The organism is Enterococcus aquimarinus (assembly GCF_001885765.1).
Lineage (GTDB): Bacteria > Bacillota > Bacilli > Lactobacillales > Enterococcaceae > Enterococcus_I > Enterococcus_I aquimarinus.
In genome coordinates this window covers 70,819-96,991 of sequence record NZ_JXKD01000009.1, presented here as the reverse complement: position 1 = coordinate 96,991, position 26,173 = coordinate 70,819, and the positions used below count along the sequence as shown (strand labels likewise).

General features: G+C 40.0%; 26 protein-coding genes, 1 tRNA gene and 1 other annotated feature. Of the genes, 20 read left to right on the top strand and 7 right to left on the bottom strand.

From position 1 onward, the window contains the following. Positions 1 to 103: 103 nt before the first annotated feature. Positions 104 to 289 (top strand): RidA family protein, encoded by a 186-nt coding sequence (locus RU93_RS07695; RefSeq protein ID WP_071875033.1) that lies wholly within the window; start codon positions 104 to 106, stop codon positions 287 to 289. Between the two features lie 135 nt (positions 290 to 424). Here RU93_RS07695 and RU93_RS07690 read toward each other — a convergent pair whose 3' ends face one another. The 4 genes from RU93_RS07690 to RU93_RS07675 form a co-directional block, all read right to left on the bottom strand. Beyond that, positions 425 to 1,444: a branched-chain amino acid aminotransferase gene (locus RU93_RS07690; protein WP_071875032.1), complete on the bottom strand. Its 1,020-nt coding sequence runs from the start codon at positions 1,442 to 1,444 to the stop codon at positions 425 to 427. 131 nt (positions 1,445 to 1,575) lie between these two features. After that, positions 1,576 to 2,385, bottom strand: a complete 810-nt coding sequence (locus RU93_RS07685; RefSeq protein WP_071875031.1) for a TPM domain-containing protein — start codon at positions 2,383 to 2,385, stop codon at positions 1,576 to 1,578. After that, positions 2,382 to 3,464 (bottom strand): TFIIB-type zinc ribbon-containing protein, encoded by a 1,083-nt coding sequence (locus RU93_RS07680; protein WP_071875030.1) that lies wholly within the window; start codon positions 3,462 to 3,464, stop codon positions 2,382 to 2,384. The genes RU93_RS07685 and RU93_RS07680 overlap by 4 nt, the downstream gene beginning before the upstream one ends. A 15-nt stretch (positions 3,465 to 3,479) precedes the next feature. Then, a complete protein-coding gene (locus RU93_RS07675) occupies positions 3,480 to 4,721 on the bottom strand; it encodes an SPFH domain-containing protein (protein WP_071875029.1) in 1,242 nt (413 codons plus the stop codon). A 184-nt stretch (positions 4,722 to 4,905) separates the two neighbouring features. Between RU93_RS07675 and dnaX the strand changes: the two genes are divergently transcribed. The 11 genes from dnaX (at position 4,906) to dinB (ending at position 13,413) form a co-directional block, all read left to right on the top strand. Continuing rightward, entirely contained in the window at positions 4,906 to 6,657 is a 1,752-nt protein-coding gene (gene dnaX / locus RU93_RS07670) for a DNA polymerase III subunit gamma/tau (protein WP_071875028.1), read from the top strand. Positions 6,658 to 6,681: 24 nt separating this feature from the next. Beyond that, on the top strand, positions 6,682 to 6,996 hold the full coding sequence (locus tag RU93_RS07665) for a YbaB/EbfC family nucleoid-associated protein (protein WP_071875027.1): 315 nt from the start codon (positions 6,682 to 6,684) through the stop codon (positions 6,994 to 6,996). A 22-nt stretch (positions 6,997 to 7,018) separates the two neighbouring features. Next, positions 7,019 to 7,615: a recombination mediator RecR gene (gene recR / locus RU93_RS07660; protein WP_071875026.1), complete on the top strand. Its 597-nt coding sequence runs from the start codon at positions 7,019 to 7,021 to the stop codon at positions 7,613 to 7,615. 42 nt (positions 7,616 to 7,657) lie between these two features. Beyond that, positions 7,658 to 8,314 carry a dTMP kinase gene (gene tmk / locus RU93_RS07655; RefSeq protein WP_071875025.1) on the top strand — a complete coding sequence of 219 codons (657 nt, stop codon included), beginning with the start codon at positions 7,658 to 7,660 and terminating at the stop codon, positions 8,312 to 8,314. Then, a complete protein-coding gene (locus RU93_RS07650; protein WP_071875024.1) occupies positions 8,311 to 8,640 on the top strand; it encodes a cyclic-di-AMP receptor in 330 nt (109 codons plus the stop codon). Before tmk ends, RU93_RS07650 begins: the two co-directional genes overlap by 4 nt. A gap of 15 nt (positions 8,641 to 8,655) precedes the next feature. Next, positions 8,656 to 9,594, top strand: a complete 939-nt coding sequence (holB, locus tag RU93_RS07645) for a DNA polymerase III subunit delta' (RefSeq protein ID WP_071875023.1) — start codon at positions 8,656 to 8,658, stop codon at positions 9,592 to 9,594. 25 nt (positions 9,595 to 9,619) lie between these two features. Further along, the gene (locus tag RU93_RS07640; protein WP_071875022.1) at positions 9,620 to 10,450 is read left to right on the top strand and encodes a PSP1 domain-containing protein; all 831 of its coding nucleotides are present in this window, start codon (positions 9,620 to 9,622) and stop codon (positions 10,448 to 10,450) included. Next, positions 10,443 to 10,793 (top strand): DNA replication initiation control protein YabA, encoded by a 351-nt coding sequence (locus tag RU93_RS07635; RefSeq protein ID WP_211272570.1) that lies wholly within the window; start codon positions 10,443 to 10,445, stop codon positions 10,791 to 10,793. The genes RU93_RS07640 and RU93_RS07635 overlap by 8 nt, the downstream gene beginning before the upstream one ends. 70 nt (positions 10,794 to 10,863) lie before the next feature. After that, on the top strand, positions 10,864 to 11,715 hold the full coding sequence (gene rsmI, locus RU93_RS07630; protein WP_211272571.1) for a 16S rRNA (cytidine(1402)-2'-O)-methyltransferase: 852 nt from the start codon (positions 10,864 to 10,866) through the stop codon (positions 11,713 to 11,715). A gap of 83 nt (positions 11,716 to 11,798) precedes the next feature. Then, positions 11,799 to 12,218, top strand: a complete 420-nt coding sequence (locus RU93_RS07625; protein ID WP_071875019.1) for a hypothetical protein — start codon at positions 11,799 to 11,801, stop codon at positions 12,216 to 12,218. A gap of 73 nt (positions 12,219 to 12,291) precedes the next feature. Then, positions 12,292 to 13,413: a DNA polymerase IV gene (gene dinB / locus RU93_RS07620; protein ID WP_071875018.1), complete on the top strand. Its 1,122-nt coding sequence runs from the start codon at positions 12,292 to 12,294 to the stop codon at positions 13,411 to 13,413. A 104-nt stretch (positions 13,414 to 13,517) separates the two neighbouring features. Here the strand turns inward: dinB and nrdG are convergent, their stop codons facing one another. Then, positions 13,518 to 14,114, bottom strand: coding sequence for an anaerobic ribonucleoside-triphosphate reductase activating protein (gene nrdG, locus RU93_RS07615; RefSeq protein ID WP_071875017.1), 597 nt, complete (start codon positions 14,112 to 14,114; stop codon positions 13,518 to 13,520). A 25-nt stretch (positions 14,115 to 14,139) separates the two neighbouring features. Then, on the bottom strand, positions 14,140 to 16,332 hold the full coding sequence (gene nrdD, locus RU93_RS07610; RefSeq protein ID WP_071875016.1) for an anaerobic ribonucleoside-triphosphate reductase: 2,193 nt from the start codon (positions 16,330 to 16,332) through the stop codon (positions 14,140 to 14,142). Positions 16,333 to 16,637: 305 nt separating this feature from the next. Between nrdD and RU93_RS07605 the strand changes: the two genes are divergently transcribed. The 5 genes from RU93_RS07605 to RU93_RS07585 all read left to right on the top strand — a co-directional run bounded on the left by RU93_RS07605 (position 16,638) and on the right by RU93_RS07585 (position 22,383). Beyond that, a complete protein-coding gene (locus RU93_RS07605) occupies positions 16,638 to 17,726 on the top strand; it encodes a M42 family metallopeptidase (protein WP_071875015.1) in 1,089 nt (362 codons plus the stop codon). A gap of 151 nt (positions 17,727 to 17,877) precedes the next feature. Then, positions 17,878 to 18,618 (top strand): MBL fold metallo-hydrolase, encoded by a 741-nt coding sequence (locus tag RU93_RS07600; protein WP_071875014.1) that lies wholly within the window; start codon positions 17,878 to 17,880, stop codon positions 18,616 to 18,618. A 12-nt stretch (positions 18,619 to 18,630) separates the two neighbouring features. Then, complete coding sequence (gene lplA, locus RU93_RS07595; protein ID WP_071875013.1) at positions 18,631 to 19,635, top strand: lipoate--protein ligase; 1,005 nt, start codon at positions 18,631 to 18,633, stop codon at positions 19,633 to 19,635. A gap of 153 nt (positions 19,636 to 19,788) precedes the next feature. After that, positions 19,789 to 20,556 carry an ABC transporter ATP-binding protein gene (locus RU93_RS07590; protein WP_071875012.1) on the top strand — a complete coding sequence of 256 codons (768 nt, stop codon included), beginning with the start codon at positions 19,789 to 19,791 and terminating at the stop codon, positions 20,554 to 20,556. A gap of 3 nt (positions 20,557 to 20,559) precedes the next feature. Next, complete coding sequence (locus RU93_RS07585) at positions 20,560 to 22,383, top strand: FtsX-like permease family protein (protein WP_071875011.1); 1,824 nt, start codon at positions 20,560 to 20,562, stop codon at positions 22,381 to 22,383. A 321-nt stretch (positions 22,384 to 22,704) separates the two neighbouring features. Here RU93_RS07585 and proS read toward each other — a convergent pair whose 3' ends face one another. Continuing rightward, positions 22,705 to 24,141, bottom strand: a complete 1,437-nt coding sequence (proS, locus tag RU93_RS07580) for a proline--tRNA ligase (RefSeq protein WP_071875010.1) — start codon at positions 24,139 to 24,141, stop codon at positions 22,705 to 22,707. Positions 24,142 to 24,186: 45 nt separating this feature from the next. Beyond that, positions 24,187 to 24,397, bottom strand: a binding site (T-box leader). Between the two features lie 115 nt (positions 24,398 to 24,512). On the opposite strand from proS, the gene RU93_RS07575 reads away from it, so the two are divergent. The 3 genes from RU93_RS07575 to RU93_RS07565 all read left to right on the top strand — a co-directional run bounded on the left by RU93_RS07575 (position 24,513) and on the right by RU93_RS07565 (position 26,163). Next, the gene (locus tag RU93_RS07575) at positions 24,513 to 25,208 is read left to right on the top strand and encodes an O-methyltransferase (protein WP_071875009.1); all 696 of its coding nucleotides are present in this window, start codon (positions 24,513 to 24,515) and stop codon (positions 25,206 to 25,208) included. A 148-nt stretch (positions 25,209 to 25,356) separates the two neighbouring features. Further along, a tRNA-Arg gene (locus RU93_RS07570) sits at positions 25,357 to 25,430 on the top strand. 262 nt (positions 25,431 to 25,692) lie between these two features. Continuing rightward, entirely contained in the window at positions 25,693 to 26,163 is a 471-nt protein-coding gene (locus RU93_RS07565; protein ID WP_071875008.1) for an RrF2 family transcriptional regulator, read from the top strand. Positions 26,164 to 26,173 lie beyond the last annotated feature (10 nt).

The following is a 26,173-nucleotide window of genomic DNA, read 5'->3' as shown; positions in this document are numbered from 1 at the left end:
TCCGACGACTTTAGTCGTGTGGAGTGTCAACCCCTCAACTACCAATTGATCCAAAGACAGGTAACCTTGTAGGCGAAGATATTCAAACGCAAACGCCCAGTGTTTGACGCATATTCAAACGATTGTTGAAAGTATCGGACATGTCCTAGAAGATGTGGTCAAAGTGAATCTCTATGTCACGAATGTATCCGATATGCCAATAGTGGATGAAGTCTACGCAACGTTTTTCAAAACAGCGACACCCGCTTGTCGAGTTGTGGGTGTGAAGCATGTACCACAAGGGCATTAATTCAAATTGACGTTGTTGTTGGGAATGCGGAAGGAACGCTGATTAAATCATTCGTTTAGGAAAAAGATTCAAACGGAATCATTCAAAAAACGAGCAGCTTTCAAGGATAAACTTGAAAGTTGCTCGTTATTATTTTTATAACACTTCGATAATCCAGTTTTCTGGCGCTTCTTTATCACCAAATTGAATCCCCGTTAGTTCATCGTATAATTTTTTAGTCACTGGACCAACTTCTGTTTCGCTGTAAAAGACATGGAATTTCTCACCGTATTGAATGCCACCAATCGGCGAAATAACCGCAGCTGTCCCGCAAGCACCTGCCTCGATAAAACGATCGAGGTCATTGACAAAGACATCGCCTTCAATAGCAGTTAATCCTAGACGATGCTCTGCTAAATACAGTAAAGAGTACTTTGTAATACTTGGTAAAATGGAAGGAGATTGAGGTGTGACAAATTCATTGTCTTTGGTAATCCCAAAGAAATTCGCTGATCCCACTTCTTCAATTTTTGTATGAGTTTGCGGATCTAAGTAAATACAATCAGAGAAGTTTTTATCATGTGCCTCTTGCCCAGGTAATAAACTTGCGGCATAATTGCCACCAACTTTGATCGCGCCAGTTCCATTCGGCGCTGCTCGATCATAATCAGAAACGATGAAGTTCGTTGGTGTGAGTCCCCCTTTAAAGTAAGGACCTACCGGCATACAAAAAACAGTGAACAAGTATTCAGGTGCTGGTTGAACACCAATCATGTCGCCAATCCCGATTAATAATGGTCGGATATATAATGTTCCTCCCGTGCCGTAAGGTGGTACAAATGCTTCATTTGCTTTCACAACTTGTTCAACCGCGTCAATAAACATCTCTTCTGGAACTTCAGGCATATATAAACGACGTGCACTGCGATTTAAGCGTTGACTATTTTGGTCCGGTCGAAAGAGGTTCACCCCACCATCTTTTCTCCGATAGGCTTTCAAGCCTTCAAAACACTGTTGTCCGTAATGAAGAGCGGTCGAAGCTTCGCTGATGGTCAACTGGTTATCGCCCGTTAGAGCACCGTGACTCCATTGCCCATCTTGCCATTTCGCGGTAAACCGCCACGGCGTTTTGATGTAACTAAAACCCAACTCTTCCCAATTTATCTTATTTTCCATTGCGTTATCCCCTTTTTAATTTTCATTAGTATAGCATTTATGAAATTAATTGTCATTATTTTCTGACAATTAATGTAAAAAAGCAGAAACAATGAAAAAGTCTCATCATTTCTGCTTGGCGAATTTCAGAATTAAAAACTTCTGCCACCGCCACCAAATGTACCGCCACCGCTTGAATGGGTGGTGCTTCCGCCGCCGGAACCACCGCCAGTATTTGCTGGTGGCTTTGGAATCCGTCGAGTCGTGATGAAAGAATTGGTTAATCGATCTTCTTTTTTGTTTAATTGAAAGTTTGATTGTTCAAGAAACGGATAGGTGTACGTCCCAGATTTCATTTGATAGCGTGATTTGACGATAAAGAAGACGACGCCGCTAATAATCGCAGCCGTGATGATGGCAAAAAGGATTTCGCCAAACGTCAGCACATTATAATAGGTAATTTTCCCGGTGTCGCGATCAACCCGATAATGACCTCTTGGAACGCCACTTTCGATGAAGGATTGACTCATCGTTAAATAACTTCGAGCAGCTTGAATATAATTTGCTTCAGTCATGCCTTCATACACGCTATCTAAGATTTGCTCAATCCGCGAGTCCGTGAGGTAATCAATCATGTTCCCAGAAGTTGAAATATAAATTTCTCTTTGTCCCATATCTAAAAGTAAAACGGAACCGTTATTGTCATTGCCAATTTGTTCGCGTAAGAAATCATCGGCAAATGTTTCAGGATCTTGCGTATTGTCAGTCGTCGTGACGATGAAGACTTCCCCTTTAATGGTTTGGTTGATATCCGTCGCTAAGTCAGTTAATTCTGCGATTTCTTCAGCGGTAAAGAGACCCGCATTGTCTGTGACGGTCACGCCTTGCGCAAAGACTGCTGGTGTGAACAAAAGAAAACTGAAAATGAATAGGAGACTGACGAGCGTTTTTTTGACGTTCATATGAAATACCCTCCAATCATCAGCAAGATCGCGATCACGGCAAAAATGCCGCCTGTCACTAAACCAAGTCGCTTATAACTAATCGGTAAGACACCGCTCACTTTACCTGTTTGGCCATTCATCGCATAGTAAAAGATCGTATCTGAGTCTTGTTTGTTGCGATACGTCACTAACCAAACCGGTAATAGCATGTACTGCTTGTCAATTTTTTCGAGTGTTAACTGGCTATTTGATTGACGGAAATTCGTGTAGCCATTAACGGAATTTCGTAAGATTGATTCGCCGTACTCTGTTAATTCTTTTTTGACATTCTCAGAAAGGGTTTGGTATTCAATATCTCTTTTTTCTGCTTGAAAACCGGCTAAATATTGATTTTTAAAATCAATCGCTTGGTCAATCGGGAAGGGTTGTACACTTTCCACCATCTTTTGTTGCGTATTTTTCGACAAGGCATTCTTGACTAAATCATTAAATTGAATGTTCCCTTGACGCTCGACGGCGAATTGTTTGGTTTCTGTGTATTCAATCTCACCGACACGCCAAATGCGCAAGGTCGTGCCAGTTCCTGAGAGTTCTCCTTGACCATTCGCATTTACGACCCAGTAAGGGAAGTAGACACCTGTGAGTTTTTCAATTTGGCTTTGGTCAAAGAAATAAGGCGGCACGAACCACTTCTTCTTAGTCCAAGCAAGGAACTGTTTGACGGCTTCTTCTTTTTCAATTTTAAATGGCAAAACCTTATTTGGTAAAAAATCGCCACTTAAACGGCCAGATAAAACAACTGGGTTATGACAGAAATAACAATAGGTAGCAGCTGTCGTTTCATCCGTCACAATCTCAGCGCCGCAACTTGGACAAAGAAAGAGACTCATTGTGTTTTCAGGTGGTGACTCGCTGTGTTCGTCTGTCACAGGAGGTGCTTCGTTTTGCATTGTGGCTTCTTTTTGTTTTTCTTCAAAATCGGTCACTTCTTGCTCCGTAAAAATACTGAAACAATACGGACAGTGGAATTTTTGATCACTTGGATCAAAGGTTAACGCACCACCACAGTTAGGACATTTATGTGTAATAATATCCATCAGAATCCTCCTTTACTAGTCTAGGGGTACTCCTTGAAACGGCTGGCCGCACTCGGGGCAAAACTTTGGAACGCCATTTGCTAATTCGACAGGCTGGCCACAAGCGTGACATTTTAATTTGATACTCACTGCGGGCGCGGTTTGCGCTTTGGGTTTGGCTGTGCCGCACTGACTACAGAAGTTCCCGGTATTCTCAGTGCCACACTCGGAACACGTCCACTGATCGGCTTGTTGTGCTTGTTGCTGCGCTTTTTGTTGTTCCATTTGCTGTTGGTTGGTTTGCGAAGCTTGTTGGAAGAAACCACCTGAGGCATTCATGCCCATCCCAACACCCATAAAACCGGTTGTGGCACCCGCTGCGTTACTACCAGCTGCTTCCATTCCTTTGGCAATCGAACCTTGCACAAAGCCTTCGCGAATACTTGGATCACCAAGCATGGCTCCTTGGTTACGCATATTAATTAATTTGGTTGAATCATCCGTATAAGAAATACTTGCGACCGCAACGGAGACAATTTCCATCCCGCGTAGTTGGTTCCAACTTTCATCTAAGACAGTCCCCATGTAACGACTTAATTCCATACTTTTTGAAGGAACATACGAAATCCGTTCTCCGTTGGCTGACATTTGATTAATCGTTGCTTGCAGGGCAGTTAAAAATTCCGATAAGTACTGCTCGTTGATTTCGTTAATATCCACGCGATCTTTGTTTTTAGGAATCGCATTCGTATAAAATAAAATCGGATCGGTAATTCGAATCGAATAATTCCCATGTGCGCGCAAGAAGAGCTCGGCATTATAAAAATTATCAAAATAGTTTAAGGGCGAAGATGTCCCAAAACGGATGCCTTTAATTTCTTGTAAGTTCACATAAAAAACTTGTTGCTTTTGGGGCGTTACGCCACCGAATTTAAAGCGATCAAATGTTTCAGCAATCGCTCCTTTTAAGGAACCATTAAACATGGAAGGGGCTAGATCATTTTTGATTGTGTAATAGCCTTCTTCTGCGGTATAGTCAATAATTTTCCCGCCATCGACGAGTAGCATCATCATATTGGGATAAACGTGTACGACTGAACCATCGGTAATGACATCATCCGTGCCCTTGCGATTTGATCCTCTTTTACTGTCTTTACGAACTTTTACCCCTTTTGTAAAAACAGTCGTATCACTCATGTCGTTTGGCTCAATAATCTCTAACCATTGATCGGCAAAACCACCACCAATTGTACTTGTTGCTGCTTTAATTAAACCCATGTTAGATCCTCCATTCAATTTTTTTGATGAAAATATGATTATAAATTGATTATACCATAAGTCCATTTCTTTTTAGTATCCGTCGCAAGGAGGAGAGGCTAAGAATAGTTTTGGTAAATTGTAGTTTTTTCAGGAAATATTTCGTATAATAATAGATAGTGATTTAAAAATGAGGTGGATGAAGATGGCTTATCAAGCATTGTATCGTGTATGGCGTTCTCAGCGATTTGAAGATATTGTTGGGCAAAAGGCAATCACACAAACATTGAAAAATGCAATTGTGCAAAATCAAATATCCCATGCTTATTTATTTACGGGCCCTAGAGGAACAGGGAAAACAAGTGCCGCAAAAATTTTTGCCAAGGCCATTAATTGTCCCAATAAAGAAGACGGAGAACCGTGTAACACGTGTGAGATTTGCCAGTCAATTACGGCGGGAACGCAAGAAGACGTCATCGAAATCGATGCGGCAAGTAACAATGGCGTGGAAGAAATCCGGTTCATTCGTGAACGAGCTAACTATGCACCGACCCAAGCAACGTATAAGATTTATATTATCGATGAGGTTCATATGCTTTCTACCGGTGCCTTTAATGCATTATTAAAGACGTTAGAAGAGCCAAAAAAGAATGTCATTTTTATTTTAGCGACCACAGAGCCGCATAAAATTCCGGCGACCATTATTTCAAGAACCCAGCGGTTTGATTTTAAACGAATCCAAACGCAAGATATTGTCGACCACTTAGTCCATATTTTGACGGTTAATGAGATTGCGTTTGAACCAGAGGCACTACAAGTGATTGCGCAAGCGGCACAAGGTGGGATGCGCGATGCGTTAAGTATTTTAGATCAAGGCATCTCTTTTAGTGACGGTAAAATCACGTTAGCGGACGCCTTTGAAGTGACGGGAAGTTTAACGTTTGAGTTAATGGATCAACTCGTGTTAGCCTGGCATGAACAACAAGTCGCGATTGCTTTGCAGCAGTTGGATGACATTTTAGCTTCAGGGAAAGAAAGTCGACGCTTACTGGAAAATTTACTCGCGTATTGTCGCGATTTATTAATTTACCAACAGGCCCCTTCTTTGTTAGCGGATCAATCCAATACCTTGACGGATCAGTTTAAAGAAATGGCCCAAACGATTGATCCCACGCAAATATATCAATGGATTGATATTTTAAATGCAACCCAAAATGACGTGCGTTTAACGACAAATCCAAAGATTTATTTAGAAGTTGCGATGGTGAAGTTAGGAAGTACGCAAGCTAAACAGCCAACCACGCTTGCGCAAAGTAGTCCTGTTGATCAACAAGAAATCACGCAATTAAAAGAAGCGATTAAACAATTGCAACAAGAAGTTAAGGCATTTAAAACAAATGGTGTGCAAGTAGCGACTAATTCGGTGGATCAATCAGCCAAACGAGTCAAAGCAACACCGTCAAGTTTCCGCTTGCCAAGAGAAAAAGTATTTCGCGTCTTACAAGAGGCGACTAGACCGAACTTAGAACAAGTTAAGTTCGCTTGGGAAGAACTGCTAGGGTTTTTACCGGCTACGCATAAAGCAATGTTACGGTCGAGTGAACCAAAGGCGGCAAGTCCAAATGGCTTAATTATCGCCTTCGAATACGAAATTATTTGTCAAAGAGCCGCGAACGATGATGCGTTAAGCTTATCTTTACATAATCATTTAAGTAATTTAATTCAAGATTATGCACCTGAAATTGTCTTCATCCCGAAAGAAAATTGGGGAGAACTCCGGCAAGAATTTTTAAGTGGCTATCAGGCGCAAGCAAGTCAATTGTCAGTGGTTGAACCTTCGGAAGAAGAAAGTGGTACAATAGATCATATGCAACAAGAAGAACAAGAAGCCCTTGTCGTTGAAAAAGCGCAAGAATTATTTGGCGATTTAGCGACAATTATTGAAGAAGAATCTTAATTAAAAGAAATGGAGCGAGGCACAATGATGCGAGGAATGGGTAACATGCAAGGCATGATGAAACAAGTACAAAAAATGCAAAAAGAAATGGTTAAAGCACAAGAAGAATTAAATGAACGCGAATTTGTCGGTGAAGCGACGAATGGGTATGTCAAAGCTTACGGTAAAGGAGATAAACGGATTCAAGAAATTATCATTGATCCGGCGATTATCGATCCAGATGATGCGGAAATGTTACAAGATTTAGTGACAATGGCCGTGAATGATGTCATTCAAAAAATTGAAAAAGAAACGGAAGCTGTCATGGGTAAATACACCAAAGGGCTACCTGGATTTTAATCAAAAGTTAGGGGAATGAAGAGTGCAATATCCTGAGCCGATTGCAAGATTGATTGCAAGCTATATGAACTTACCAGGGATTGGTCAAAAAACAGCGACCCGTCTTGCTTTTTATACGATTGAAATGAAAGATGAAGTCGTGACGGAATTTGCAAAATCGTTGTTAAGTGCCAAAAGAGATTTAAGTTTTTGTCATATTTGTGGGAATTTAACCGAGGAAGATCCTTGTAGCATTTGTCGTGATAAAACAAGGGATCAAGGAACTATTCTCGTGGTGGAAGAAGCCAAAGATGTGATGGCTTTAGAAAAAGTTCGCGAATATCACGGACTCTATCATGTCTTACATGGGGTGCTGTCACCGATGGAAGGAACTGGTCCAGAAGACATTAACTTAGCAAGTTTAATTAGTCGTTTGCACAACGAAACGGTGAAAGAAGTGATTATCGCAACCAATGCGACGACCGAAGGCGAAGCGACAGCGATGTATCTTTCTCGTTTAATCAAACCTGCCGGGATTAAAGTGACGCGTTTAGCCCATGGATTATCGGTTGGTAGTGATATTGAATACGCCGATGAAGTGACGCTACTAAAAGCGGTTGAAGGTCGCAGAGAGCTTTAATCGATAGAAATCGAAAAGAAGGATTAGATGGGGGAGTAAATCGTGAGTGGAATTTTCATAACAATTGAGGGGCCAGATGGTGCAGGAAAAACGAGTGTCATTAATGAGTTGTATCCTCGCTTGCAAATGCTTGCAAAAAAAGGCATTATTAAAACAAGAGAACCCGGTGGGAGTAAGATTGCCGAAAAAATTCGTCAAATTATTTTAGATCCAAGACATGGCGAAATGGATGAACGGACAGAAGCGTTACTTTATGCAGCTGCTCGTCGTCAGCATCTAGTAGAAGTCATTTTACCTGCTTTAAATGCAGGTAAAATCGTGATTTGTGATCGATTTGTCGATAGTTCTTTGGCATATCAAGGAGCGGGACGTCGAATTGGGATGGCTGAAATTGCCCAACTAAATGAATTTGCAACAGAAGGGACCCAACCTGATTTTACCCTGTATTTAGACGTTGATTCGGATACAGGATTACGTCGGATTCAACAAAATCGGACGCATCAAATTGATCGTTTAGACTCAGAAGGACTAGAATTCCATCAGCGAGTGCGTCATGCTTACTTAAAATTGTTAGAAGAAAATCCGTCACGCATTCATCGAATCGATGCGCGAACGGGATTACAAGAAGTTGTCGATGAAAGTTTTAAAGTGATTGTTGCGAGTTATCCAGATTATTTTAAAGGAGATGGACGTGTATGAAATTAGTAATGGCCATTGTTCAAGATAAAGATAGTAACCGATTAGCGAATGCTTTTATTGATGCCAATATTCGTGCAACAAGATTGCCTTCTACCGGAGGTTTTTTAAAAGCAGGGAATAGCACGTTTATGATTGGGATCGAAGAAGTTCGGGTACCGGAAGCACTGGAAGTCATTAAAAAAACGTGTCAATCAAGAAAACAATATTTATCAAGTTCGATGTCACTCGATGTTTCGATGGATGGTCAAGTACCCTATCCTGTTGAAGTTGAAGTGGGAGGCGCAACGGTGTTTGTGTTGCCAATTGATGGTTTCTACCAATATTAATCGAGGAGGAAAGAAATGTCTGTGCAAGATTTTTTAACGACAAATCAAGCCCATGTCTTTTCTCTAATGAAAAAAAATATTAAGCATGGGCGAATCGCTCATGCTTATCTTTTTGAAGGAGACAAAGGAACAGGGAAACATGAGTTGAGTCTATGGTTAGCCCAACGTTTATTTTGTCAGCAAGTAAGGGAAGAAGAACCATGTGGGAATTGTGTTCAGTGTAAGCGAATTGAGATGGAGGAACATCCTAACGTACGCGTGATTCAACCAGAAGGACAATCGATTAAAGTCGATCAAATTCGTCAGTTACAAAGCGAATTTTCGCGTAAAGGGTTTGAAAAAGGGATGCAAATTTTTATCATCCAGCAAGCCGATACGATGAATGTCAGTGCCGCAAATAGTTTGTTGAAATTTTTGGAAGAGCCTGAAGGGGAAATGTTAGCGATTCTGGAAGTCGAGAGTTTAGGCAAGATGTTGCCAACAATTCAATCACGGTGTCAAATCATTCATTTTAACCCATTAAACAAACAACAATTAGTCAAACAATTACAAGATAATGGAATCAATGAAAAAAGTGCCAATCTCTTAGCTAGTCTAACAAATAGTTATCACAAAGCAGTTGAAATCTCGGAAGATGAATGGTTTAATGGTGCTAAGGATGTTATTGAGCAGTGGTTTCTTTATTTAAAGAAGAAAGATTCCCAAGCTTTTATTTACGTTCAAAAAGCGATTATGACAATCGCCAAAGAAAAACAGCAGCAACAAGATATTTTGGCAATTTTGTTGTTTTATTTTCAAAATGAGCGAAACCAAATGTTGCAGCATCAAGTATCTGGAGTCGCAGCCAACCGTGAAGTCGAAATTATTTTACAAGGACAACAAAAATTAGCAGCAAATGTCCCTTTTCAAGGAGTAGCGGAGCAACTGAGCTTAAGAATACTGTTCAAAGAATGAGATTCAATGGATAGGAGGAAACCCCATGGTTGAAGTCATAGGCGTTCGTTACCGTAGTGCCGGTCATATCTATTATTTTTCACCAGGTAAGACGCAGTTTTCGTACGGTGATTACGTTTTAGTCGAATCCCAACAAGCAAAATACATGGCCCAAGTGGCAATTCCCAATAAAGAAATGGCAGAAGAAGATGTTCCTGATGAACTCAAACCTGTGCTACATCTCGCTTCAGAAAAAGAAGTTCAGCAACATGAAGATAATATCAAAGAGGCGAAAGAAGCCTTGATTATCGCGAAGCAAAAAATCCATCAACACCAATTGGCAATGAAATTGGTGGATGTGGAGTATACGTTTGACCGTAGTAAGATGGTCTTTCAATTTACCGCGGATGGACGAATTGATTTTCGCGAACTTGTAAAAGATTTAGCGGGTGCTTTTCGAACGCGTATTGAACTGCGTCAAATCGGTGTGCGCGATGAAGCGAAAATATTGGGTGGTATTGGCCCATGTGGTCGTCAGTTGTGTTGTTCCACTTTCCTAGGTGATTTCGTGCCAGTTTCGATTAAAATGGCAAAAGATCAAGGCTTGTCTTTAAATCCAACTAAGATTTCGGGATTGTGCGGCCGTTTAATGTGTTGTCTGAAATACGAAAATGATGAATATGAAGCGGCGAAAAGAGAATTACCTGACTATGGGACAGAAGTGATGACACCAGACGGCAAAGGACGTGTCGTGGGGTTGAATCTTATGAGTCGTGTCTTAAAAGTTCGATTAGTTGGAAAAGAAGTACCGGTGGAATATGATGCAGAAGAAATTGAAAAAGTAGTCAAAGCAGGTGGCAAACATGTCCATGGATAAACGTTCTTTATATGATGGCTTGGATGATTTTGAAACTGAATTGCAAGGTCTCTTAAAAAAAATGGCTGAAATGAAGTCTTCCCTACAAGAAGTTGTCGAAAAAAATACGACGTTAGAGATGGAAAATCAGCGATTACGTCAGCATTTAAGAGAATTGGATCAACCCGCACAACATGCGAGCGGAAAAATGAAGCAAGAACTATCGAAATCACGTTTAAATCTTGAAAAAATTTATGAAGAAGGGTTTCATGTCTGTTATGATCTTTATGGCTCTCGACGGGACAATGATGAACCTTGTGCGTTTTGTTTAGAAGTGATTTATCGCGAAAGTGGTCTATCCTAAGAAGAAGTGAGACTGGTGCAAGATGATTGTGACCAGTCTTTTTTAAGAGGTGAAAGAAGTGGAAGTACAAATGAGTTTTAAAGGGGTTGAATCGGGTATTTTATATTTAGTCCCGACCCCGATTGGGAATTTAGAAGATATGACGTTTCGTAGCGTTCGGACGTTGCAAGAAGTGGCGTTGATTGCGAGTGAAGATACACGTAATACCCAAAAATTATTGAATCACTTTGAAATAACGACCCCACAACGGAGTTTCCACGAACATAATTATAAAGAACGCATTCCCCAATTGATTGAAATCTTACAAAGAGGCGAATCGATTGCGCAAGTGAGCGATGCGGGGATGCCATCGATTAGTGACCCAGGACACGAACTCGTCGTGGCTTGTCTAGCAGCAGGAATCAAGGTCGTGGCTTTGCCAGGGCCAACTGCCGGATTAACGGCTTTGATTGCTTCAGGGTTAATGCCACAGCCCCATTATTTTCATGGGTTTTTACCACGAAAGAAAAAGGAACAACTGACCGTCCTTGAGACATTTAAAGAACAAGAGGCGACAATCATTTTCTATGAATCACCGCACCGGATTCAAAAGACGGTTCAAGTCATGATGGAAGTCTTTGGAGAAAGCCGCCAAGCAGTCGTTTGTCGTGAACTAACAAAGCTCCATGAAGAATACTTACGTGGTACTTTAGAAGAACTAAATCGCTATCTAAAGGAGCATACCATTAAAGGGGAATGCTGTCTGATGGTTTCAGGCTCGACAGAAGTCGCTGAAGGCATCGTCGATCCACGCAGCTTAAAAGAGCAAGTCGAAGCGTTAATTGCATCCGGCTCTAAACCAAATGACAGCATTAAAGAAGTCGCAAAACGCAATCAATTAAAAAAACAAGTCGTTTATAATGAGTATCATGAAATTGAGTAGGAAAATAGGATAAGGGAAACAGAAGTCGAGGTAGGCTTCTGTTTTTCGTGCATCGATTCGTTAAAAACAGGAGGAACTTGATCATGAAACAGAAGCGGACTTTTTATTTTTTGCTCTTTATTTTTATCCTCGGGCTGCTAACAGGTTTACTATGGCCTAAAAAAAGCGTTGCGCACTATCTCGAGATAAAAAGTGAAGAAGCAATTGCTTTACCAATTGAAATTCGGCAAGTGGGTTTAAATGAAGAGAGTCTCCTTTATCAGGCTTCCACCATTAAAGGAGTTAAGATACCGTTACCTGAAAAAGAAATCAAAGGGGATACGCATCTTGAACTATTGATTAACAATGAATCACACGTCTTATTAGGTTATCTAGATGCCGGAGAGCAACTGTTACAGATTACATTGGAAATGACAAGTGCTTCGAAAGAGACGATAACCGTAAAAACCCTCGTTCATACAACCCTTGATACCTCAAAGAATGAGTTAACGTTTCCTCGGTAGTCTTTCTTTTGCCGTTCATCGAACCTTGCATGAGAACATCTGTTTGTATTATAATGATAATGAGGTGAGACAGATGACAGAAATGGCTTTTCCATTAAAAAATGATCTCTCAAGAAAAATTATTCATATTGATATGGACGCTTTTTTTGCTTCTGTGGAAGAGCGTGATCAGCCGGAACTCGCCAAAGCACCGCTAGTAATCGCACGCCATCCAAATGACACGAAAGGGAGAGGCGTTGTGACAACGGCCAATTACTTAGCCCGTCAATATGGGATTCATTCCGCAATGAGTGCGCAAAAAGCCTATGAACTTTGTCCGCATGCCGTTTTTGTTCCTGGAAATTATGAAAAATACCAACAAATCTCGCAAGAAATCCGCAAAATTTTTCACCGCTATACTGATATCATTGAACCGGTGTCAATTGATGAAGCGTATTTAGACGTCACAACGAATAAAATAAATAGTACCTCAGCGATTAAAGTTGCCAAACTCATTCAACGAGATATTTGGCGGGAACTGCAGCTAACCTGTTCGGCGGGAGTGAGTTATAATAAATTTTTAGCGAAACTCGCATCGGATTTTCAAAAACCAAAAGGATTAACCGTCGTAACGCCGGAAGATGCGCTCGATTTTTTGCTGCCCTTACCGATTGAGAAATTTCATGGCGTCGGCAAAAAAACAGTACCGAAAATGCATGAGTTTGGTATTTATACGGGACAAGATTTGTATGAAAAATCAGAGATGGCGTTAATTCGTCAATTTGGCAAAAGAGGATACTCGCTTTATCGTAAAGTTCGTGGGATTCATAATGCACCCGTTGAAACGACGCGCGAGCGAAAATCGATTGGGAAAGAGCATACGTATGCTTCCCCTTTAGTGACGGAAGAAGACGTGTTGCGCCAATTACGCCAACTCGCAGAAGAAGTTGCAGGTGCGTTAAAGAGACATCAGAAACATGGGAAGACGGTTGTATTAAAAGTGCGCTACGACGATTTTATGACGATTACGCGACGCGCCACGTTACCGGATTATCTTCATACAAAAGAAGCAATTTTCTCACAAAGTAGCACCATTTGGGAAGAAATTTTAGGTATCGAAAAAGGCATTCGTTTATTAGGTATTACGTTGACGAATTTAGATCCAATTACGTATGAGAATATTCGTTTACCGTTGTGGGAAAATACGAACCATTGAAATACTTAGTCAGGTAGCACGATAGCTGTCATACAAATGGCTCTAATCTGTTTCAATAGAATGCAAAACAGCGCCTCATTTTTTATGAGTGCGCTGTTTTTCGTTTAAATTGATTTTTGAATTTGTTCAAATTTTTGATCGGCATCATGACATTTTTCCCAGATGATAGCTTTTCCTTGAGCCAAGGATTTTTTAACATCAATGATTCGTTGATTTCGACTGCCGCGAAATTGTAAATTTAAATCTTTTTGATTTAATTCAAAGCGACCGTCTACTAAGATATCGATCGAAGCGAGGAGTTCTAATTTATCTTCGGTTTCTAGTAATAATTCCTCAAATGTATAACCCGACCAACTCCAGATATCTTTAGTATTGCCAAAGGTTTCTTTGACTCTTTTGACGACCGCTAAACAGACTGCTGTATTTAAGAAAGGTTCGCCGCCGAGTAACGTGAGTCCTTGGACGGAAGGGTGCGCGAGGTCGGCGATAATTTGCTCTTCCAATTCTTTGGTGTAGGGTGTGCCGTATCGGAAATTTTGGACAGCTTTATTAAAGCACCCTTCACAAGCAAAGAGGCAACCACTCACGTATAAACTATTTCTGACGCCTTCGCCATCAACGAAATTAAAAGCTTTATAATCGGCAATGTAGTTTTGGCTATAATCTTTTGCTGCCCATTCTTTCGGTTGGGGATTCCTCATGGCCTATTACTCCTTCTTTTTTTGGTTATTTCATGTGTTTAACACGAGCTGAAATTTCTTTGTGACGGCCGTGAACCATCGGACGCGCTTGCGGATTCCCTAAATAACCACACGTTCTTTTTACCACGTCACAGGTTTTTGGATCATGGTTTCCACATTGGGGACATTCAAATCCGCGTTCAGTTGGATTGAAGTCACCTTCAAATCCACACTCATAACAATGGTCAATCGGGGTATTTGTGCCTAAATAGCCGACACGATCATAAGAATAATCCCAAACAGCTTCTAATGCTTTTGGATTTTGTTGTAAGACAGGATATTCACAGTAATGAATAAAGCCGCCGGAACAAAATTCAGGATAGTCTTTTTCAAAATCTAGTTTTTCAAATGGTGTTGGATTTTTCCGAACATCATAGTGAAAACTATTCGTGTAATAATCTTTGTCCGTAATATCAGGTACGACACCGAATTTTTCGGTATCTAAACGACAGAAACGATCGGTTAGACTTTCACTCGGTGTGGAATAAACGCTAAAGTGATAGCCATATTCATTGGACCAATCATCGACGTGTGCTTTGAGCGATTTCAAAATAGCTAAGGTGAAATCTTTGGCTTCTTTATTTGTTTCCCAATCACCACCATAAAAGGCAGCAGCTGACTCGTAAAGACCAATATAACCTAATGACACCGTTGCCCGACGATTGTTAAACAGTTGATCGACTTTTTCGCCGCGTTTTAGACGATTACCAAAAGCACCATACATATATAAGATAGGAGCGTTTTCTGGTGAGGCTTCTTTGCAACGCTCGGTGCGGTAAATCAAGGCATCTTTGACAATACTCAAGCGTTCTTCTAACAGACTCCAGAAGCGTTCCATACTGCCATTTGCTTCCAAGGCAATTCGAGGGAGATTAAGCGTCACGACACCTAAATTCATTCTTCCAACATTGACCTCGTTGCCATTTTCATCTTTCCAACCTTGAAGGAACGAGCGACAACCCATAGGTACTTTAAAACTACCAGTCAGCTCGACTAATTTGTCATAGTTTAAAACATCTGGATACATCCGTTTGGTTGCACATTCCAAGGCGAGTTGTTTGATGTCGTAATTTGGATCTTCTGGATTCGCATTGACACCGCGTTTCATTGAGAAGATTAATTTAGGGAAGATAGCTGTTCGGCCTTCTTTACCTAGTCCTTTGATACGATTAAGCAAAATTGCTCGTTGAATTTCACGTTCGAACCAATTCGTGCCAAGACCGAAACCAAGTGATGTAAAGGGTGTTTGGCCATTTGACGTAAACAAGGTATTGATTTCATATTCTAGACTTTGCATGGCGTCATAAATATTCTTTTGCGTTTGTTGTCGCGCATAGGCTTGTTGGCGTTCCTCGCCGTCAATCCATTCTTTGGCATCTAGTAGATGTTTTTCATAGTTTAATTTCGCAAAAGGCGCAAGTAATTCATCAATTCGGTCAGCAGAACAGCCACCATATTGGCTAGATGCAACGTTTGCGATAATTTGTGAAATTTGAGCAGTCGCTGTTTGAATCGATTTTGGCGATTCGACTTCTGCATTTCCAATCTTAAAGCCATTGTTTAACATTCCTTGAAAATCAATTAAACAACAATTGGTCATTGGTGAATACGGATGATAATCCAAGTCATGGTAATGAATATCGCCTTTTTGATGCGCATTTGAGACATGTGGTGGAAGCATTTTTAGGCCAATCGATTTTCCGACAATTCCAGCGGTTAAATCGCGTTGGGTATTGAAGACATCACTGTCTTTATTGGCGTTTTCATTGACGACTTGCTGATCTTTATTCATCAGTTTTTCAATTGTAAAATTAATATCTGTCGCTTTACTACGTTCAAAATCGCGTCGTGTGCGATAACTAATATAATGTTCTGCTAGGGCATACTCGCCGCTTTCCAAGAGGATATGTTCGACGATATTTTGAATTTCATAAATTTTAATATTATCAACAAATCGTTGGGCAATTTCGAGATCAACTTTTTCAACAATCGTTAAAATTAGTTGATGATCAAGAGGAGAAAGTTCACCTGAAATTTGGCGTTTGGCATTAACTAATGCATCATAAATTTTCTGATCATCAAAATCGACTAGACGACCATCACGCTTGATAATCTTCATACTATCTAATCCTTTTTGTGCATGATGCATTTGTGTATCTTTTCTCTTAAGGTTCATCATTCGTACTCACTCCTTTAAATTCTACTCTCTTATAATAGGATAAAACTTTAGGATAATCAACCTATATATTGTGTTTAAAAGACTTGACAAGGAAAAAAAGACACCATATATAGTGTTTATACATTAAATATACGTTCGTAAAATAGATGAAATATCGCATTTTAGTTTGTTTTGTTCTACACATAATGAATAAAAAAAGATTGTATTGTATAATTCAAATTCAGAAATAAAAAGAGAAAGGCTAGTAAAGAAGATTAGAAATGCTATAATTAAGAGCGTATTCAAACTTAAAGGAGTGGCAATTCATGTTAGAACAAAAAGAAGAACAATTATTGATTGATTTAACTTCTGCTCGCGGTGTACCGGGCAATGAAGAAGAAGTTCGAGAAGTCTTTAAAACATATGCGAAAGACTATGCAGATGACATTTTCTTTGATGGTATCGGGAGCGTCATCGCAAAACACGCCGGCAGTAAAGGTGGTGGACCAAAAATCTTTATTAGTGGTCACATGGATGAAGTCGGTTTTATGGTAACAAAAATTACCGAAAAAGGCTTTATCGAGTTTCAAACGTTAGGTGGTTGGTGGGGTCAAGTCATGTTGGCTCAACAAGTCGAAATTAAAACGCAAGACGGTCAGATTATTCATGGCGTGATTGGGTCAAAACCGCCGCATGTTTTAAGCGTTGAAGCACGCAAGCAACCTTATGAAGTTAAAGATATGTTTATTGATATTGGGGCTTCTAGTCAAGAAGAAGCAAAAGGTTGGGGTATTCGTCCAGGCGATATGATTACGCCGTATATTGAGTACAAACGCATGAACGGCAGTAAATTTTTACTTGCAAAAGCATGGGATAACCGTGCGGGTACAGCTGTTGCATTACGTGTGTTAGAAAATCTAGCCAAAGAGGGACACGATAATTGTTTATTTGCTGGTAGTAGCGTTATGGAAGAAGTCGGTCTTCGAGGCGCACGCACGAGTTCTTATTTAGTCAATCCTGACATTGCGATTTCGCTTGATACAGGGACAGCTGGGGATACACCAGGTATGACACCTAAAGAAGCCGATTCTGTCTTAGGACAAGGACCGCAAGTCTTAATTTTTGATGCTTCTTTAATTCCGCACAAAAAATTATTGAACTTTGTCGTGAATGTGGCAGAAGAGCTAGAGATTCCTTTCCAATATACGGTGATTGCAGGTGGCGGCACGGATGGTGGACAAATGCACTTAAATCGTAAAGGAGTTCCAACGATTGCCATTACAGTTCCGATTCGTTATTTACATTCACACACTTCTGTGATGCATGAAGATGATTATTTAAATACCGTTAAATTAGTGACTGAAGTCGTTCGTCGTTTAGATGACGCTGCGGTGAAAGAATTATTGAGTTATTAATCACATAACGGTCAAAAAGACTTGAGTCGTACATGACTCAGGTCTTTTTGATGCATCGCACGCGAATAGGCAGCAATAGGCTATTCAAAAAATGCTTCATTTCATCTATTTTTTTGAATTTATGATAATCTATTGTTGGAGGTGTCGACCAATGAAAATTACGACTTTAGGCTGTTTAGGGGCTTATCCTTATCAAGGAGAGGGAACGACCAGTTTTTTGTTACAATCAGGTGAATTTAATTTATTGCTTGATGCAGGTAGTGGCAGTTTGCTTCAGTTACAAAAAGTACTCGATCCATTGGCGTTAGATGCGGTGATTTTGAGTCATTATCATCATGATCACATCGCAGATTTAGGCGTTTTACAGTATTACTGGCAACTGTACCCAAAAACAAGTGACCGCAAACTCTTGCCGATCTATGGTCATAAGGAAGATTCGGTTCATTTTGATAGCTTATCACTCCCGAATGTTTCACAGGGATATAACTACTTGGCAGACGAAAGCCTTGAAATGGGGCCTTTTTCCATTACCTTTATGAAAACGATCCATCCGGTTGTGTGTTACGCGATGCGGATTGTGGAAAAGTCGACCGGAAAAGTATTCGTCTTCACGGGGGATTCGGGCTATTTAGAAGGATTTATCGAATTTGCAAAAGAAGCGGACTTATTTTTAGCAGATACGTATTTATTTGCCGGAAATGAACGGCATTTTGCACATTTTACTTCCCAAGAAGCCGGTGAATTAGCGCGTTTAGCGGGTGTGAAACAGTTAGTTCTAACCCACCTACCTCAATTTGGGGATTTACAACAATTACAAGAAGAAGCCCAACTCGCAGCAGGGGAAGACGTGGTCGTCTCACTCGCAGCAGTCGGAAAAGTTTTTACACTCTAGGAGGAATCTTACATGATTTTTGTGCCAAATGAATTAACCGATCCACGAATCAATCTAGCCTTAGAAACATTTTTATTGCAGGAATTAACAGTGGATGAACCAATTTTATTGTTTTATATTAATGAACCGTCCATTATTATTGGGCGCAATCAAAATACGATTGAAGAAATTAACCAAGAATATGTCGATGAAAAAGGAATCCATGTTGTGCGTCGTTTAAGTGGCGGGGGCGCAGTGTACCATGATTATGGAAACTTAAACTTTAGTTTTATCATGCCGGACGATGGCAATTCATTCCGTGATTTTGCCAAAGTGACGCAACCAATTATTCAAGCGTTACATGAGTTAGGGGTGACGGGTGCCGAGTTAAAAGGGCGCAATGATTTGGTAATTGAGGACAAGAAGTTTTCAGGAAATGCGATGTATGCAACGAACGGCCGGATGTTTGCGCATGGAACGATTATGTTTGATAGTGAAATTGATGAAGTGGTAAATGCATTAAAAGTACGTGCGGATAAAATTGCGTCAAAAGGGATCAAATCGATTCGCTCACGTGTGACAAATATTAAACCATTCTTAGATGAACATCATGAAGCAATGGATACGAGAGATTTTCGTCAAGCTATCTTGCTTAAAATTTTTGGGGTTGATTCAATGGATGACATTAAAACATACGAATTAACCGAAGAGGATTGGCAAAAAGTAAACGAAATCTCCGCTAAATACTACGCGAATTGGGACTGGAATTACGGCAAATCGCCGAAGTTTGAATTGGAACGCCGTAAACGATTCCCAATTGGTTCCGTCGAAATAAAAATGAATGTCCAAAAGGGAGTCATCACGGATTTAAAAATCTTTGGCGATTTCTTTGGATTAGGTGAAATCAAAGATGTGGAAGAGCAGTTAATTGGCACAAAATATGAAAAAGAAGCCTTAAAAGAAGCTATCAGTAAGATTGATATTGCGAAATATTTTGGCAATATTACAGCAGAAGATTTATTCACATTGATTTACTAAGCAGTCAATCACCAGAGCATCGCGTCTAAGAAATTAGGCGCGATGCTTTTTTTAGGAGCAAAAGACCGAGAACAGATAAGGACTTAAGGCTGATTTTTTCCGAAAAAACCTGTGATAGATTTAATAAAGATACAAAATATGGAGGGAAAAGCAATGAAACAAAACGTTGTGACAGTGAATCAAGTAAAAAAAGTCTATGGAAAAAAGGGCAGTGAGCAGTATGAGGCCTTAAAGAAAATTGACTTTTCAGTCGGAGAAGGCGAATTTGTCGGAATCATGGGGCCTTCTGGTTCAGGTAAAACGACCTTATTAAATATGTTATCTGCCCTCGATCAACCAACGCAAGGGGAAGTGATGATTGCCGGTCAACCATTAGCGGGGATGAAAGAAAATCAATTAGCGCAGTTTCGTAGTCAAAACATTGGCTTTATCTTCCAAGATTTTAATTTACTAGAAAATTTAACGATATTCCAAAATATCGCTTTGCCCTTATCATTACAAGGCGTTGCGTCGAAAAAAATTGAGACACAAGTTCGAAAAATGGCTAAGATACTAGCAATTTCAGAAATCTTGGATAAATATCCGGCAGAAGTTTCAGGGGGCCAAAAACAACGAGCAGCAGCTGCTAGAGCCTTGATTCATCAACCCAAGTTATTACTAGGAGATGAACCAACAGGGGCCTTAGATTCTAAGAATGCCAAAAATTTACTTGAAGCGTTACGTCACCTAAATGAAGACTACCAAACAACGATTTTAATGGTGACTCATGATCCGATGAGTGCCAGTTATTGTAAACGAATCTTATTTATTCAAGATGGGAAAATCTATAAAGAAATTACTCGAAATGCCAGTCAACAAGTTTTTTACCAAGAAATCTTAACGATTTTGTCACACGTTGATTTCGATGAAAGTCAGGTGTAAGCCATGACTTGGAAATTATCCTTTATTAGTGTCAAAAAACGGTGGCAAGATTATGTCGTTTTATTAGCCGGTTTAGTGATATCTGTTGCTATTTTTTATCTCTTTCAAACAATGGCGTTTAATTCAACTTTTCTTGCAGAGGTCATCCCAACACTCGCAGATATTGGAATCATTTTTCAATTAGGGACAGTCTTGCTTGCTATGATTACGGTTGTTTATATTTTTTATGCCAATTCCTTCTTACTTTCAATGCGCAAAAAAGAATATGGTATGTATTTAATGCTTGGCGCAAAGAAAACGAAAATCAAACAAATGATGGCGATCGAAACACTCGTAATTGGTTGTGTCTCGTTAGTGATCGGGTTAGTCATTGGGATGGGCCTAGCGCAAGGAATGACGCAATCTTTAATGGCCCGTTTAGACGTGACTAGTGAACTTTACCAAGCCTTCTCACCGATGGCCATGAGCGTCACTATTCTATTTTTTAGCATCTTATTTCTATTCACGGCGCTTTTGAATGGCTTGAAATTTTCTCGCACGAAGTTATTACAACTCTTGAAAGAAGAAGACGTCGTTGAAACATTTCGTCCTTCTCCTCTTTTGACAGGTGGTTTAACCTTCTTTTCGCTCATTCTCTTAGGGGTTGGGTACGCCTCTTTATGGAATTTGATGACCCTTGGGGTGACAGGTCTAGTGATTGCCTTATTTACGATTACTTTTGGGACATTTTTATTCTTCAGCGCGTTATTTCCATTTGTCACCAATCGCTTAAAAAATCACCGTCGCTTCGCCAATAAAAAATTACGCATGTTTACCTTATCTCAATTAAGTTTTAAAGCCAGCGCCTTGAGTCGTGTTCTGGGAATGGTGGCGATGTTAGTAGCGCTTTCTTTAGGTGCGGTATCTGTCGGGAATGCTTTTAACAATTACAAAGAAGCGTTATTAAATCAAATGCCATATGATCTTGTTTTATACAATCCAGGAGAAGAAACGTTAAATCAAGTGGATTCGTTGTCAATCGAGAAAGAATATACGTACCATATCAAACAGGAAGGTACAACCTCTTTCTTTTTAGTAGATGAATTAAAAGAAGCACCGATTTTTGTGAAAGATGGCGGTGATTTTGGGAATAAAGTGGTTCCTTATACGAAAATAAAAGTAGGGGATAGGTATAGTTACGAAAGTGATGAAGAAGGCAATTATGACATCATGCAAGGATTTGGTTTATTAGCTGATCCATATACGCCATATCTTGGTGCGCCGGAATATCAAATCGTCGATCAAGCGACATTTGAACAATTGAGTGGTGAAGTTGGAACGATTCATACTTATCAAATGGCAAACTTTCAAGAGGCTATTCCAGTCTTGAAAACAATCGATCAAATCGAAAGTGCAGGCCTAGAAGAGCCAGCGATGGTTACGAGTAAAATCGTGATGTACACGACGATTGATGGTTTAGTAGGTGGCTTTGTCTTTATGGGTGTTTTCTTAGGGATTGCCTTCTTAGCGATGTTAGCGAGCTGCTTAATGTTCAAAGTGCTATCGAGTGCGTATAAAGATATCCAACGTTACAATATGCTACACAAAATTGGCGTCTCAAATAGCCTGTTATCCCGTTCAATCGCACAAGAAATAGCCGTCGTCTTTTTTGTCCCAGGATTGCTTGGTACGTTACATGTCTTGTTTGGCTTAAAAATGTTTGAACTGCTGATTCCAAAGCCTTATCAACATATTGGCGTGCCATTTTTAGGCTTTCTAGTCATTTATTTCCTCTATTATGTTCTCACAGTGATGTTGTATAAAAACATTGTATTGCCGAAAAAATAAGGGAAAGGTTGTGCGCCAATATCCTAGAAGTAATCTATAAAGTTCGTAGTTTTAAGCTGTCGTAGCAATTCGACTGTTTGACATTCAGTATCGTACTGAATGTCAAACAGTCGATTTTTTCAATCGTAACTTAAAAAGAATCGATTTCGATTTGTAAATAGCATTCCTCTGAATCTGTCGAAAAAACCTCCGAGATTGATGGTGATCAATCTCGGAGGTTTAACAATAGGGAAAAAATGATTTGATCCTATTTGACGATGTCTCACTCACTAACAAGGTAGTCAATCACAATCGCTTCTGTGACGACGAACCCTCATTAAATTAGTAAGCGCGAGCGATCCATAGTGTATGTTTGGCAGGTTCGCCTGTCACGATATCGGTTGCTTTTTCCATTGGGACTTCAAATGGAATATTACGAGTGGTGAAGCCTGTTTCTTCTTTGATTTTCGCTTCGGTTTCATCCGTGCCATCCCAACCAACTAACACAAAACCAGTTGGGGTATTTTCTGCTTTACATTTTTCAATGTGAGCTTTTAATTCATCTAACGTATTAATGTGGAAATGTTCGTTTTCTTTGTTACGAGCTTTCGCATTTGCTAATAAGCGAGGAGTCATCGCCGTTAAGTTTGCTTGGATGTTTTCAATTAACGTCTCAAAGCTCACTTTTTCTTTCTCTGCTAAGTCACGAACTTTTAGCATCACGTGACCATTTTCTAAGTCGCGAGGGCCACATTCGATCCGAATACATGCGCCTTTTAGTTCCCACTCATTGAATTTATAACCAGGTGAGTTATCTGAATCATCGAGACGAACACGGATACCGAGTGCTTTTAATTCAGCATAAATGTCATCGAGTTTTTCCATGATGGCAGGATTTTTCTTCCAAGGACCTACCGGCATTAAGACAACTTGATGCGCCGCAATCGTTGGAGGTAAGATCAAGCCTTTTTCATCGCCATGTGTCATGATAACAGAACCGAGTAGGCGTGTTGACACACCCCATGAAGTCGTATGCGCATGGACGTGTTTGTTTTCTTTATTTAAATAAGTGATATCAAAAGCTTCGGCAAATTTTGTTCCCATGTAGTGAGAAGTTCCAGCTTGAACGGCTTTCCCATCTTGCATCATGGCTTCAACAGAATAGGTATCTACCGCACCTGCAAAACGTTCAGAAGGTGTTTTTTGTCCTTTATAGACAGGAATCGCTAAGAATTCTTCACATAAACGAGCATACTCATCTAAAACAGAGAGCGTACGCGTACGAGCGTCTGCTTCATCTTGATGCGCTGTATGTCCTTCTTGCCATAAAAACTCAGATGTCCGTAAGAATGGCAATGTTTTTTTCTCCCAACGGAAAACGTTCGCCCATTGATTAATTTCATAAGGCAAGTCACGATAAGAATTAATCCAGTCTGAAAATGCCGAACCAATCATCGTTTCAGATGTTGGACGAAGTGCTAAAGGCTCTTCTAATTTTTCATCTCCAACCTCTGTTACCCATGGTAATTCTGGGGCAAACCCTTCAATATGATCGGCTTCCTTCATGAAAAAGTGTTTTGGAATTAACATTGGGAAGTAGGCGTTGCGAATCCCTTCGTTGCGTAAAAATTTGTTGAATTCTTCTTGAATGTGCTCCCATAATTCATAACCGTCAGGACGGAAAATAATTGAGCCACGAACCGGTGAATAAGACATTAACTCTGCTTTTTGGACGGTATCTAAATACCATTGTGTAAAATCATTTTTTTGTTCAACCATTACTAAAAATCCTCCTTTATAAAATAAAAAAAGTATCCCGTCCTAAAAAAGGACGAAATACTTGAATTTCGCGGTACCACCTTGATTGCTTTTTCTTTATCTGAAAAGGCCTCTTGCTTAAAGGATAAGGGCTTTCCCCCGATTACTTTCATAATCATTACCATTGGTAGGTTCGCAAAAAACAGGGGTTGTTTACCTCTCAGCCAAGGGTGAACTCTCTAAAAACATTTTTTTTGCTACTATTCCAAATCTTACTTCTATATACTAATCAGAATAGGCGAAAAAAGCAAGGTAAAGTTTTTTTCGATTGCAAGAAAAGCTGGAACTTCGTATAATAGCAAACAGTGAGAAAAGAACTGGAGGAAAAATAGATGCGAAACGAAATGATGCATCGTCCTGTCGTGAAACCGGAACTCGTCGATTATTTACGGACAGAACAAAAACAATTACCCGGTGAACTGGGACAGATTCAAAAAGAAGCAAATGAAAAAGGGGTACCGATTATTCCCCATGAGACGGTTGTCTTTATGCAATTTTTACTCGGACAACTGCAACCAAAAAAGATTTTAGAAATTGGAACCGCAATCGGCTTTTCATCTAGCTTAATGGCGCAATATGCAGGTGAAGGCGCTCATGTGACAACGATTGATCGGTTTGATGTCATGATTCGCAATGCGAAAGCGACGTATGCGCGTCTAGGTAATGAGGAGCAAATCACGCTATTAGAAGGTCAAGCAGCGGATATTTTCCCTACATTGAGCGGATCGTATGATTTTATTTTTATGGATAGTGCCAAATCCAAATACATTGAATTTTTACCGGAGTGTCTACGTCTCTTACGCAAAGGCGGCGTCTTGATGGTTGATGATATTTTCCAAGCGGGAACGGTATTAGATCCAATCGAAACGATTCCGCGTAGTCAACGAACGATTCATCGTAAATTAAAAAAATTCTTACATGTGATCAATACCCATCCTGATTTAACGACGAGTCTAGTCCCATTAGGCGATGGCGTCGCATTAATTACAAAAGAAGCAGATGACGTGCAGATTGTTGCCGAAGATTAGCTTGTCTTTGCGGAGGCATTTCCTTCGCAAAGCATCTTTTGTGTAAAAGAAGTTAAAATAACGAGTTGAAATGCTATTGCTTTAGCGCTTAAATTGTGATAAACTCATTTTTGTTGGTAAATTAGCAATTGAACATTTCAGCTTATTTGTACCAGTAGCTCAGCCGGATAGAGCATTCGCCTTCTAAGCGAACGGTCGGGGGTTCGAATCCCTCCTGGTACATCTTTAAACCTTTAGAGACGTTGGTTTCTAAAGGTTTTTTTTGTGTTTTTTTAATTTCTACTCCTGGTGAAAAGTAGGAGAAATGGTCGTTTTTTCATTGTCACAATCCTTATTGACTTGGTGAATTTTTAATTTTTTTCTTAAGAATAGGTTGTTTGATTTGTCATAAGGGATAATAAAAGTCTATAATGGATTTTGCAAATCGCTGATAAATAGTAAAAAAGAAAAAGCGAATAAAGATTACTGAAAGGAATGAATTTTAATGAAACTAACCAACGCGACTGAACAAGCACTTGCGATTATGGCGATGCTCGCCGTTCAACATCAAAGCATCCCAGTCTCTTCCGAAACGATTTATACAAAACTTGCGGTTTCGCCAAGTTATGTCAAAAAATTATTACGGAAGTTAGTCGTGGCTCGTTTAATTGGTGGGGTCTCGGGAAATAATGGCGGCTTCTATTTGGAAAAAGCCCCGTCAGATATATCTCTGTTAGAAATTGTCGAAGCAATCGAAGGGCCGTTCCTCTCTTTTCCTGATCAAGGAGTATTGCAACGAGCATTTACCGGCTTTGATGACTATGCGCAAAACGGTCATCACATCATCTCCTCTTATTTTTCAGAAGCCGATCGCCTTTGGGAGGCACGACTGCATCAAGTCTCGGTGAACGAAATATTGGAGAAAGTGTTTGAAAATGAATTTCCCCTTCCAACTAAAAATTGGAATGAACTCTAGGTTGAAAGAA

Excerpts from the sequence above, each read along its gene's own strand:
- holB (WP_071875023.1), top strand. The coding sequence starts at position 8,656 with ATGTCTGTGCAAGATTTTTTAACGACAAATCAAGCCCATGTCTTTTCT.
- dinB (WP_071875018.1), top strand. The coding sequence starts at position 12,292 with ATGACAGAAATGGCTTTTCCATTAAAAAATGATCTCTCAAGAAAAATT.
- RU93_RS07685 (WP_071875031.1), bottom strand. The coding sequence starts at position 2,385 with ATGAACGTCAAAAAAACGCTCGTCAGTCTCCTATTCATTTTCAGTTTT.
- RU93_RS07585 (WP_071875011.1), top strand. The coding sequence starts at position 20,560 with ATGACTTGGAAATTATCCTTTATTAGTGTCAAAAAACGGTGGCAAGAT.
- RU93_RS07605 (WP_071875015.1), top strand. The coding sequence starts at position 16,638 with ATGTTAGAACAAAAAGAAGAACAATTATTGATTGATTTAACTTCTGCT.
- RU93_RS07575 (WP_071875009.1), top strand. The coding sequence starts at position 24,513 with ATGCGAAACGAAATGATGCATCGTCCTGTCGTGAAACCGGAACTCGTC.
- RU93_RS07600 (WP_071875014.1), top strand. The coding sequence starts at position 17,878 with ATGAAAATTACGACTTTAGGCTGTTTAGGGGCTTATCCTTATCAAGGA.
- nrdD (WP_071875016.1), bottom strand. The coding sequence starts at position 16,332 with ATGATGAACCTTAAGAGAAAAGATACACAAATGCATCATGCACAAAAA.
- RU93_RS07680 (WP_071875030.1), bottom strand. The coding sequence starts at position 3,464 with ATGGATATTATTACACATAAATGTCCTAACTGTGGTGGTGCGTTAACC.
- nrdG (WP_071875017.1), bottom strand. The coding sequence starts at position 14,114 with ATGAGGAATCCCCAACCGAAAGAATGGGCAGCAAAAGATTATAGCCAA.
- dnaX (WP_071875028.1), top strand. The coding sequence starts at position 4,906 with ATGGCTTATCAAGCATTGTATCGTGTATGGCGTTCTCAGCGATTTGAA.
- RU93_RS07665 (WP_071875027.1), top strand. The coding sequence starts at position 6,682 with ATGATGCGAGGAATGGGTAACATGCAAGGCATGATGAAACAAGTACAA.
- RU93_RS07690 (WP_071875032.1), bottom strand. The coding sequence starts at position 1,444 with ATGGAAAATAAGATAAATTGGGAAGAGTTGGGTTTTAGTTACATCAAA.
- RU93_RS07590 (WP_071875012.1), top strand. The coding sequence starts at position 19,789 with ATGAAACAAAACGTTGTGACAGTGAATCAAGTAAAAAAAGTCTATGGA.
- RU93_RS07635 (WP_211272570.1), top strand. The coding sequence starts at position 10,443 with ATGGATAAACGTTCTTTATATGATGGCTTGGATGATTTTGAAACTGAA.
- proS (WP_071875010.1), bottom strand. The coding sequence starts at position 24,141 with ATGGTTGAACAAAAAAATGATTTTACACAATGGTATTTAGATACCGTC.
- RU93_RS07625 (WP_071875019.1), top strand. The coding sequence starts at position 11,799 with ATGAAACAGAAGCGGACTTTTTATTTTTTGCTCTTTATTTTTATCCTC.
- lplA (WP_071875013.1), top strand. The coding sequence starts at position 18,631 with ATGATTTTTGTGCCAAATGAATTAACCGATCCACGAATCAATCTAGCC.
- RU93_RS07675 (WP_071875029.1), bottom strand. The coding sequence starts at position 4,721 with ATGGGTTTAATTAAAGCAGCAACAAGTACAATTGGTGGTGGTTTTGCC.
- RU93_RS07565 (WP_071875008.1), top strand. The coding sequence starts at position 25,693 with ATGAAACTAACCAACGCGACTGAACAAGCACTTGCGATTATGGCGATG.
- rsmI (WP_211272571.1), top strand. The coding sequence starts at position 10,864 with ATGAGTTTTAAAGGGGTTGAATCGGGTATTTTATATTTAGTCCCGACC.
- RU93_RS07650 (WP_071875024.1), top strand. The coding sequence starts at position 8,311 with ATGAAATTAGTAATGGCCATTGTTCAAGATAAAGATAGTAACCGATTA.
- RU93_RS07640 (WP_071875022.1), top strand. The coding sequence starts at position 9,620 with ATGGTTGAAGTCATAGGCGTTCGTTACCGTAGTGCCGGTCATATCTAT.